Raw genomic sequence first — 9,676 nt, 5'->3', positions numbered from 1 at the left:
AATAGGTATACATTTGTGTGGAAGAAAAGTATTCCAAATCACGAATCGAAATTGAACGAAAATTCAAAAACACTATATCGTGACTTAGTTGAAGAAAAGCTGATTTCTATCAAATAATTAATAGAAATCAGCTTTTTTACATTGCCTAAGAACTTAATGTTCCAGCCTGAGCGTGTCATTAACATAATAATAATACAATTTTAGCAGTGTGTATCTCTTATTTTAAAATATTAATCAATTTATCGAGAACATCATCATGTTTATTAGCTTTTTCAACTAATAACTCAGTAAATTTATTATTCGTTTCTTTATTAAATTCACCAGTTACCTCAAGTTTATTCGCTTGTTGGAAAGCTTTAACTTGATTTTCTAAAGCTTTATCAAATTGCGTTGATTCATTATCAACTTTATAACCTAAAGCTGATAAACCAATTTTAATAGTTTTAATATTTTTATCATCGTCTCCAACTTTAAATGTTTTCGTATTAGGAATGACATTTAAAGATTGATATTTAGGTGTGTCAATAGTAACGTCTGGTTTAATGCCTTTACCGTGAATATAATGACCATCTGGCGTTAACCATTTCATTTCAGTATATTTTAACAATGAACCATCCTTAAACTCTCTTGTAGTTTGTACGACACCTTTGCCGAATGTTTTTGACCCATAAACTTTAGCTTTATTATAGTCTTTTAGCGCACCAGTAAACACTTCAGAAGCGCTAGCTGAACCTTCATTCACTAAGATGGATATATCCATGTCTTTCGCTTCTTTTAACGCATCATTAGAAGTTTGAATTGCTTCAGTATCTTTACCTTTTTCTAGTTTAACAACAGTTTTTCCTTTATCGATAAAAATATTTGCCATTTTAACAGCTTCATCTAGTAGTCCACCTGGATTATTTCTTAAATCTAAAACAATCTTTTTCAAACCATCTTTGTGAGCTTTTAGAACTGCATCTTTCAATTCACCTGATGTATCATTCTGGAATTTATTAATAGTAATAACTCCAACTTTACCTTTTTTCTTATACTCAACACTTTTAACATGAATTTTTTCACGTTTAATCTTAACGTCTTTTTCTTCACTACCTCGTTGAACAGTTAAAGTGACTTCAGTGTTTTCTTTACCACGAACATCTTTGACAACTTCATCTAATGCTTTACCTTTAATTGATTTTCCATTTACTTTAGTAATGACATCTTTAGGACGAATGCCAGCACGTTCTGCTGGAGATCCCTTCATAGGACTAGTAACCATAATTTGATCATTTTTCTTTTGCATTTCTGCACCAATACCTACAAAATCACCTGAAACACCTTCATTAAAGGATTTCGTTTGTTCTTTTGTTAAATATTCAGAATAAGGATCTTTTAATTCTTTGACCATGCCATCAATTGCAGCTTTACTTAACTTGTCAGAGTCCTGTTTTTTGTAATAATCACTATTTAAGATTTTATACACATTTTCAATTTTATTTAAGTTTGCTTGATCAGTTTTGTTTAAACCACTTATTTTTTGATTTATAAAAATATATGCAACAACTGTGATGACAGCTGTTATTAGGATTGTACCAATTAATATTGATATGAATTGCCAACGTTTTAAGTGAACGCGTTTCGATGAATTAGTTTCTTGGTCTTGATTGCTTGTTGCAATTTCAGCGCGTTCATCATCGGATGAAGATGTGTGTTGCTTATCATCCATTGTATCACTTCCTTATTATGTATTATGTACTTTTAAATTCTGTGTAGTTAATCATATCAATTTATGCAAGATAGCGCACCATATTTCACTATAATTGATTAATTTTTAGTCACAACTTAGTTTATTTTAAATTAAAACCAGGATAACGAATTGCATCACCCTGGTTCTAACTATTATTATTAAAAATTATATTAAAATTTTAGCCATTCCGTATATTCTTCATATAAATCATCAAATACAGACATTGGCAATGTGAAATCACCATGTGTCTCAATATAATCAGACAGTATGTTAAAATCATCATCGTGTTTTGGGAAAGCAAGATCGTCAAATATCTCTTCTGCTAGACGACCTTTATCGTCGTGTCGACCACGAACTGTCATGACAAATTGATAAAACGAATAGTTTTTCATTAGTTCATTGTCACATCAATCACTTTTGTTTCACCTTTAATCACAGCATTTTCATCATAAATATTAATTGAAGCTGCTTGATCAGTGTTAGTAATTATAATTGGTGAAATTACAGATTTAGCGTTATTATTAATATATTCAAGGTTGAATCTTACTAATGGATCTCCGACGTTAACTTCGTCACCACTAGACACTAACACTTCAAATCCTTCACCGTCTAATTGAACTGTGTCTAAACCGATATGAACTAATAATTCTAATCCGTTATCTGCTTTTAACCCAATCGCATGCTTAGTTGGAAAGACATTGTCAACACGTCCTGCAATTGGAGACACAACTTCTCCTTCAGTTGGATTAATACCAAAACCTTCGCCCATCATTTTTTGTGCGAATACAGGATCTGGAATATCTTCAATTTTCACGTATTCTCCAGTTAATGGTGCATAAATTGCGATATCTTTCTGAACTTCTTTGCCTTTTCCGAATAATTTTTTAAACATACTTTCCACTCCTACTTATCAAAATGTGATATTAAATCGCCATAACCCAATTCTTCTAATTTTTCATATGGAATAAATTGAATTGCAGCGGAATTGATACAGTATCTTAAGCCGCCACTTTCTTTAGGTCCATCATTAAAGACGTGTCCTAAATGACTATTTGATTCTTCTGAACGCACTTCAGTTCTTACCATACCAAATGATTTGTCGACTAATTCTATAATTTCATCGTCATCAAGCGCTTTAGAAAAGCTAGGCCATCCACATTCAGAATGAAACTTTTCTTCAGATGTAAATAAAGGTTTACCAGAAATCTTATCTACATAAATCCCTTTAGCAAAATGATTCCAATATTCATTCATAAATGGTGGTTCAGTGCCATTTTCTTGTGTAACAATATATTCTATGTCTGTTAGTTCACTTTTATCTTTTTTAAGCATTTTGATTCCCCCAATGTGATTCTATAAACGCTTTTCTACCTGAACCACGTTGATATTGGTAATAATGTACCGGGTTCTTTTTGTAATAATCTTGATGGTAGTCTTCAGCTGGATAGAAATTTTTATATGGTTTAATAGGTGTAATCACTGGTTTCTTGAAAATACCTTGTTCATTTAATTGTTGCTTTTTAAACTCAGCAGCCTTTTTCTGATGTTCATCATGATAGAAAATGACTGGTTGATAGCTTTCGCCTCTATCGAAAAATTGCCCTTGATCATCAGTTGGGTCAAATGTTTTGAAATATATGTCTAATATATTTTCAAAGGAAGTAACCTCTGGATCAAACGTAATTTGTACTGCTTCGACATGGCCGGTTTGATTCGTACATACCTGTTCATAAGTTGGGTTGTCAACATGACCGCCACTATAACCAGATACGACTGACTTGATGCCTGGATATGATGTAAATGGTTTAACCATGCACCAGAAACATCCTCCTGCTAATGTTGCATATTCTTTTGTCATATGAATTACCTCCTCTATCTATCTAATTATAAATTTAGTCTATAAAGGATTGAAATGGAAGTAATTAACACTGAAAAGATTAAATTTACTTCTTAAGGACTACGAGGCCAATCGCACCTTGACCAGTATGTGCAGAAATAACTGGTGTAGTTACATTTATATCGTAATTATTCACATGAAAAGCTTCATTAAAAACTTTCTTCAATTTATCAACATATTCAATGACGTTAGCATGTGCGACACCAACGGATTTGATTTCATGATCTCCTATAAATTCAGCAATTTCCTTTTTCAAGTATTGGATACTAGAATTTTGAGTTCTCGCATTGTGCACAAGCTCTAAGCGACCATCATCTAGTGTACCAATTGGTTTAATTTTCATAAGATTACCAATCAAACCTTTTGTTTTACTAATTCTGCCACCTTTAATTAATTGATTCAATTGCCCTATAACTACAAATAATTTAATGTTTTCTCTTAAATGATTTAACTTTTTAACTATTTCAGAAGTTGAGACACCTTCTTTTACAAGCTCTACTAGGTGTTGTATTTGATACCCTAAACCAAAAGAAATAGATTTTGAATCAATAACAGTTACATTAGCATCTACCATTTGACTTGCTTGGTAAGCAGTGTTATATGTACCACTTAATCCTGAAGAAAGATGAATACTTATGATTTCAGAGCCATCTTTTCCTAGTTCTTCATAAGCAGATATAAATTCACCTATGGCTGGCTGACTTGTCTTTACATCTTCATCATTTTCAATATGATTAATAAATTCTTCTGATGTAATATCTACTTGGTCAACGTATGAAGCTCCTTCAATAGTTAAACTTAAAGGAATTACATGAATGTTGTTTGCTTCTAAGTATTCTTTAGATAAATCGGATGTTGAGTCTGTTACTATAATCTGTTTTGTCATGGTCGTTTTCCCCCTTATTTTTTACGAATTAAATGTAGAAAGGTATGTGGAATTGTATTTTTCTCATCTAGTTTACCTTCAACTGAAGAGGCAACTTCCCAGTCTTCAAATGTATAAGGTGGAAAGAACGTATCACCACGGAATTTACCTTCAATAACAGTAATATACATGTCGTCCACTTTATCAATCATTTCTTCAAATAATGTTTGCCCTCCAAATATGAAAACATGGCCCGGTAGTTGGTAAATATCTTCAATAGAGTGAATTACATCAACGCCCTCTACGTTGAAACTTGTATCTGAAGTAAGTACAACATTTCGACGATTCGGTAGTGGTTTGCCAATCGATTCAAATGTCTTACGACCCATTACTAAAGTATGACCAGTTGATAATTTTTTAACATGCTTCAAATCATTTGGTAGATGCCAAGGTAATTGATTTTCAAAACCAATTACTCGTTGCAAGTCATGTGCAACTAGAATGGATAAAGTCATAATTATCCTCCTTCTTCTATCATTTCATTTTTTATTACTAAGTTATCTTTAATTTAACACAATTTTTATCATAAAGTGTGATAGAAATAATGATTTTGCATAATTTATGAAAACGTTTAACACAAAAAAGTACTTTTTTGCACTTGAAAATACTATGATGTCATTTTGATGTCTATATGGTTAGCTAACTATGCAATGACTACACTGCTATTGGAGCTTTTATTGCTGGATGTGATTCATAGTCAACAATTTCCAAATCTTCATAATTTATGTCGAAAATAGACTTGTCACTGTTAATTTTTAATGTTGGAGGATTGAAGCTTTCACGTGCTAATTGTGTTTGAATCGCATCAATATGATTTGAATAAATATGTGCATCTCCAAATGTATGCACAAATTCTCCTACTTCAAGTCCACATTCTTTGGCAATAAGGTGTGTCAATAAAGCGTAGCTTGCGATATTAAATGGCACACCTAAAAAGATATCTGCGCTACGTTGGTATAACTGGCAACTTAACTTACCATCTTGGACATAAAACTGGAACATGGTATGACAAGGCGGAAGTGCCATTGTATCAATTTCTGTTGGATTCCATGCAGATACGATGTGTCGTCTTGAATCTGGATTATGCTTAATTTGTTCAATTACTGTTTTAAGTTGATCAAAATGATTACCATCTTTATCAACCCAATCTCGCCATTGTTTACCATAAACATTTCCTAAATCACCGAATTGCTTCGCAAAAGTATCATCTTCAAGAATACGTTGCTTAAATTGTTTCATTTGTTCTTTATATTGTTCGTTAAATTCAGGATCACTCAATGCACGATGCCCGAAATCTGTCATATCTGGACCTTTATACTCGTCTGATTTGATATAATTTTCAAAAGCCCATTCGTTCCATATATTATTATTATATTTTAATAAGTATTGGATGTTTGTATCTCCTTTAATGAACCATAATAATTCGGTTGCTACTAATTTAAAAGAAACTTTCTTTGTCGTTAATAGTGGAAATCCTTTAGATAAGTCAAAGCGAAGTTGATGACCAAATTTTGAAATCGTACCTGTATTTGTGCGATCATTTCGTGTATTTCCTATTTCTAAAACTTCTTCACAAAGACTGTGATATGCTGCATCAAATGAATTCAACATATGCGATAACACCTCATTTTCATTATTTATAGTATGTATATTTAGTTTGATATAACTTAACTTTATGTAGCATTTTGTTATCACTCATTTTAGGAATATGATATTAATATCATGAATTCCGTTACTTTATTTATAAAATGCTGATTAAGTACCTACCCCATCGTAACGTGATATATGTTTCCAATTGGTAATTGTTTACCCAAATCTATAACTTTAATGCTAAAAAATTTTAAAAAAGAGGTTAACACATGATTTGAATATTATGTTTGATGTCCTATTAAAACAGTTAAATTTCTAGAAAATATAGTTGGTAAAAACGGACTTTATTTAACAAATAGAATACAACTATATTCTCTATTTTCAATGACAGACACCATTTTTAATATTATAAAATGTGTTAACCTTTATATTTATTTATGTGTACTATTTACAATTTTCGTCAAAGGCATCCTTTAAGTCCATTGCAATGTCATTAATATCTCTACCTTCGATAAATTCTCTAGGCATAAAATAAACTAAATCTTGACCTTTGAATAAAGCATACGAAGGACTAGATGGTGCTTGCTGAATGAATTCTCGCATTGTAGCAGTTGCTTCTTTATCTTGCCCAGCAAAAACTGTAACTGTATTTGTAGGTCTATGTTCATTTTGTGTTGCAACTGCTACTGCAGCTGGTCTTGCTAATCCAGCTGCACAGCCGCATGTAGAGTTAATAACTACAAAAGTAGTGTCATCAGCATTTACTTGGTTCATATACTCCGATACTGCTTCGCTCGTTTCTAAACTTGTAAAACCATTTTGAGTTAATTCGCCACGCATTTGTTGCGCAATTTCTTTCATATAAGCATCATATGCATTCATATTTAATTCCTCCAATTAAATTGTTCTGTTTGCCATTTGTTTCCATACTGAACCAAGTGCCTCATCTCCGTTTTCAATACGAGATATGGCCATTTCAATTTGTAATTTAACTTCAAACGCATTGTCATTAATATGGGCTTTTAGTGCGGGAAGCTGCTCTGCATTACCTTCATCAAAGATAAACATAGCAGCACGCCACCTAACGATTTTCTGTGGATCATCTAATAGTAGCACCATTTCTGGTAGTGCCTCTGGATACCCTAAATCGCTTATGCAATCCCCTGCTGTTCTTCTTACAGCAGGACTTTTATCACGAAGCCCCTTATATAAATACGGTAAAATTTCTTTACTTTCAATCATACCTAATAATACAATCGCTTGACGTCTAACCGGTACTTTTTCATCAGATAAAGCTAAATCAAGTAGCGGTATATCTTCAAAAGTCGGCTTTGGAAAATGGTTTAACATTCGTAATCGAGTCTTCCAATTATCAGTTGCATGATATTCATCCAAAGAGACATGTCGATAGAAATGATAATTATTAGTTGCGTGATTTTCTTCTAAAGCATGTTTTACCAATACGGGTAACTGTGATTCTGGATAGGTAGCTAGCACTTCTTCTAGGACACCATCCATTACTTCTTCAATATTTCCATAGCGATTTCCTAAATCTAGCCATTTACGCATAAAAACAATATTGTCATGTGCTGTTTGCGCTTGAGTCATATGATCAACATATGTTTGTGGTAATTGTTCTCTTAATTCTTGGTCAGCAGAAGTTAGCTTAATTTGATACGGTATACCCTTAAAAGTTAATAATTCAGCTTTAATTTCACCAAAATGATTGTCAATTTGAGGTTCATTTACAGATTCTAAAACCTTATTCGCATCAGAAAAAGCAGCTTTAATATCAGGTAATATGACTTCCCAATCAGCTTTTGGTGCCTTATCAACAGCTAAGAAGTTCATGACATGAAAAATGGAAGTGATACCATCTATAGATAACAACTGATTTATAAATCTTGGTTGTGTTTCTTCTACTTTTTTATAAGTATTAGATAACTTGTCTTCTCTTGTATATGACAAAACAACTTTCATTGTATTTGGACTTGGTGTTGGCTCTATACGTAAAATTTCCATATACTTTATTCCCCCCGAATACTAGTTGATGAAAAATTTATTCGAATACAGCCTCTACTTTTGGCAATACTGTTTCCCAATTTGCGTCATTTTCTTTATCTACTGAAATAAAGTCCATAACATGGAAAATTGATTTAACGCCTTCAACCTTTAAGATGTCATTAATAAATGCTGGCTGTGAATCATCAACTTTAGTATACGTATCTGATGTCATACCTTCTCTGCTTTCACTAAGTGTAATCTTCATTGTGTTGTGGTTCGGTGTTTCTGATATAGATATAATTTTCATTTGACTTCCTCCTATTGAAGTTCATTTCCTAATTGTTTTATTTCTTTCCCTATTGAACACTCATTGATACAAAAATGATGCGCCTTCGTTTTCCCCTCTAATTTACGCAGACGAGTTTTGATTGGACATTGATTGCAATAAGTATTCATTAAATCATCTATTTTCGCGAGTGCATTTTGCTCTGAAAAAGTTAAAATACGCGACACTTCCTTTATTACTTCAAAATATTGCAACCTTGTAAATAAGTGTTACTGTTTTAAATTTGACATAAAAATATTATAACATTTTTGACCCTAAGATTTGAATGAAACCTTTTACAATTCTATACGTAAAATGTATTTATATTCAAATGCTATTGCATCGCAAACGATTTTTCAGTAAAATGAGTAAGTTATTTATTGAGCGGTTTCTAAACACCCGCATGATCAAAATTTAGGAGGACATTTTAATATGTATAATGAAATTTTAGGACTAGTTACGTTTATTGCAACGTTCGTACTTATGGTACTTATGTATCGCTTTTTTGGTAAACAAGGTTTAATTGCATGGGTTGCAATTGGCACAATCATTGCCAACATACAAGTGATTAAAACTGTAGAAATCTTTGGTATTTCAGCAACTTTAGGTAATGTCATGTTTGCTTCTATTTATTTAGCAACAGATATTTTAAATGATATTTATGGGCGTAGAGTTGCAAAAAGAGCAGTTTGGTTAGGCTTTTCATCAACATTAATTATGATTATTGTTATGCAATTGTCATTACATTTTATTCCTGCACCAGAAGATATGGCACAAAAAGCATTACACGCAATCTTTGATGTTGTGCCACGTATTGCTTTAGGCTCAATTGTCGCATATATTATTGGTCAACATATTGATGTATTTATCTTTTCACTAATTAAAAAAGTATTTAGTTCTGATAAAACGTTTTTCATCCGTGCATATGGTAGTACATTTTTAAGCTCAATAATTGATACAGCTTTATTTGTAGCTATCGCATTTATCGGAAGTTTACCTGGTACAGTTGTATTTGAAATATTTATTACAACGTACGTATTAAAATTAGCTTCAACAGTTTTCAATGTACCATTTGGATATATTGCTAAATCATTTTATCGTAAAGGTAAGATTGATAAGTTAGATCAAGGCTATTAACGCACTTACTACACAAAAGAATAAGTTTTAAGGCTGTGGGACAGAAATGATATTTTCGCAAAATTTATT

13 protein-coding genes are annotated in these 9,676 nt (G+C 32.0%); 1 reads left to right on the top strand and 12 read right to left on the bottom strand.

Annotated elements, in window-relative coordinates; genetic code table 11:
- Positions 1-217: 217 nt before the first annotated feature.
- The 12 genes from HMPREF3247_RS02700 to HMPREF3247_RS02640 all read right to left on the bottom strand — a co-directional run bounded on the left by HMPREF3247_RS02700 (position 218) and on the right by HMPREF3247_RS02640 (position 8,658).
- Entirely contained in the window at positions 218-1,708 is a 1,491-nt protein-coding gene (locus HMPREF3247_RS02700; protein ID WP_000342125.1) for a S41 family peptidase, read from the bottom strand.
- A 191-nt stretch (positions 1,709-1,899) separates the two neighbouring features.
- Positions 1,900-2,121, bottom strand: coding sequence for a YozE family protein (locus HMPREF3247_RS02690; RefSeq protein ID WP_000801007.1), 222 nt, complete (start codon positions 2,119-2,121; stop codon positions 1,900-1,902).
- Positions 2,121-2,621, bottom strand: coding sequence for a PTS sugar transporter subunit IIA (locus HMPREF3247_RS02685; protein WP_000473654.1), 501 nt, complete (start codon positions 2,619-2,621; stop codon positions 2,121-2,123). The genes HMPREF3247_RS02690 and HMPREF3247_RS02685 overlap by 1 nt, the downstream gene beginning before the upstream one ends.
- 11 nt (positions 2,622-2,632) lie before the next feature.
- Positions 2,633-3,061 (bottom strand): peptide-methionine (R)-S-oxide reductase MsrB, encoded by a 429-nt coding sequence (gene msrB / locus HMPREF3247_RS02680; RefSeq protein WP_000913317.1) that lies wholly within the window; start codon positions 3,059-3,061, stop codon positions 2,633-2,635.
- Positions 3,054-3,587, bottom strand: a complete 534-nt coding sequence (gene msrA, locus HMPREF3247_RS02675) for a peptide-methionine (S)-S-oxide reductase MsrA (protein WP_000159902.1) — start codon at positions 3,585-3,587, stop codon at positions 3,054-3,056. The genes msrB and msrA overlap by 8 nt, the downstream gene beginning before the upstream one ends.
- An 85-nt stretch (positions 3,588-3,672) precedes the next feature.
- A complete protein-coding gene (fakB2, locus tag HMPREF3247_RS02670; protein WP_000166060.1) occupies positions 3,673-4,512 on the bottom strand; it encodes a fatty acid kinase binding subunit FakB2 in 840 nt (279 codons plus the stop codon).
- A 14-nt stretch (positions 4,513-4,526) separates the two neighbouring features.
- Complete coding sequence (locus tag HMPREF3247_RS02665) at positions 4,527-5,006, bottom strand: dihydrofolate reductase (RefSeq protein WP_000175746.1); 480 nt, start codon at positions 5,004-5,006, stop codon at positions 4,527-4,529.
- Positions 5,007-5,205: 199 nt separating this feature from the next.
- Positions 5,206-6,162, bottom strand: a complete 957-nt coding sequence (locus HMPREF3247_RS02660; protein ID WP_000934885.1) for a thymidylate synthase — start codon at positions 6,160-6,162, stop codon at positions 5,206-5,208.
- Positions 6,163-6,585: 423 nt separating this feature from the next.
- On the bottom strand, positions 6,586-7,023 hold the full coding sequence (gene brxA, locus HMPREF3247_RS02655; protein ID WP_000995287.1) for a bacilliredoxin BrxA: 438 nt from the start codon (positions 7,021-7,023) through the stop codon (positions 6,586-6,588).
- 15 nt (positions 7,024-7,038) lie between these two features.
- Positions 7,039-8,163, bottom strand: coding sequence for a virulence factor (locus HMPREF3247_RS02650; protein WP_000404645.1), 1,125 nt, complete (start codon positions 8,161-8,163; stop codon positions 7,039-7,041).
- Positions 8,164-8,200: 37 nt separating this feature from the next.
- Positions 8,201-8,452 (bottom strand): NifU N-terminal domain-containing protein, encoded by a 252-nt coding sequence (locus tag HMPREF3247_RS02645; RefSeq protein WP_000691942.1) that lies wholly within the window; start codon positions 8,450-8,452, stop codon positions 8,201-8,203.
- An 11-nt stretch (positions 8,453-8,463) separates the two neighbouring features.
- The gene (locus HMPREF3247_RS02640; protein WP_001795441.1) at positions 8,464-8,658 is read right to left on the bottom strand and encodes a zinc-finger domain-containing protein; all 195 of its coding nucleotides are present in this window, start codon (positions 8,656-8,658) and stop codon (positions 8,464-8,466) included.
- Positions 8,659-8,902: 244 nt separating this feature from the next.
- Here HMPREF3247_RS02640 and HMPREF3247_RS02635 point away from each other — a divergent pair, with 244 nt between their 5' ends.
- A complete protein-coding gene (locus tag HMPREF3247_RS02635) occupies positions 8,903-9,607 on the top strand; it encodes a queuosine precursor transporter (protein WP_000282171.1) in 705 nt (234 codons plus the stop codon).
- Positions 9,608-9,676: the final 69 nt, after the last annotated feature.

This window comes from Staphylococcus sp. HMSC36A10 (assembly GCF_001838845.1).
Taxonomy (GTDB): Bacteria; Bacillota; Bacilli; order Staphylococcales; family Staphylococcaceae; genus Staphylococcus; species Staphylococcus aureus.
The sequence above is the reverse complement of the archived record's forward strand: the minus strand, read 5'-3'. Positions and strand labels throughout refer to the sequence as shown.

Bases quoted from the DNA above. Each gene is read 5' to 3' on its own strand.
- HMPREF3247_RS02650 (WP_000404645.1), bottom strand. From the start codon at position 8,163: ATGGAAATTTTACGTATAGAGCCAACACCAAGTCCAAATACAATGAAA.
- HMPREF3247_RS02685 (WP_000473654.1), bottom strand. From the start codon at position 2,621: ATGTTTAAAAAATTATTCGGAAAAGGCAAAGAAGTTCAGAAAGATATC.
- HMPREF3247_RS02665 (WP_000175746.1), bottom strand. From the start codon at position 5,006: ATGACTTTATCCATTCTAGTTGCACATGACTTGCAACGAGTAATTGGT.
- msrA (WP_000159902.1), bottom strand. From the start codon at position 3,587: ATGACAAAAGAATATGCAACATTAGCAGGAGGATGTTTCTGGTGCATG.
- brxA (WP_000995287.1), bottom strand. From the start codon at position 7,023: ATGAATGCATATGATGCTTATATGAAAGAAATTGCGCAACAAATGCGT.
- HMPREF3247_RS02645 (WP_000691942.1), bottom strand. From the start codon at position 8,452: ATGAAAATTATATCTATATCAGAAACACCGAACCACAACACAATGAAG.
- HMPREF3247_RS02690 (WP_000801007.1), bottom strand. From the start codon at position 2,121: ATGAAAAACTATTCGTTTTATCAATTTGTCATGACAGTTCGTGGTCGA.
- HMPREF3247_RS02635 (WP_000282171.1), top strand. From the start codon at position 8,903: ATGTATAATGAAATTTTAGGACTAGTTACGTTTATTGCAACGTTCGTA.
- msrB (WP_000913317.1), bottom strand. From the start codon at position 3,061: ATGCTTAAAAAAGATAAAAGTGAACTAACAGACATAGAATATATTGTT.
- fakB2 (WP_000166060.1), bottom strand. From the start codon at position 4,512: ATGACAAAACAGATTATAGTAACAGACTCAACATCCGATTTATCTAAA.
- HMPREF3247_RS02700 (WP_000342125.1), bottom strand. From the start codon at position 1,708: ATGGATGATAAGCAACACACATCTTCATCCGATGATGAACGCGCTGAA.
- HMPREF3247_RS02660 (WP_000934885.1), bottom strand. From the start codon at position 6,162: ATGTTGAATTCATTTGATGCAGCATATCACAGTCTTTGTGAAGAAGTT.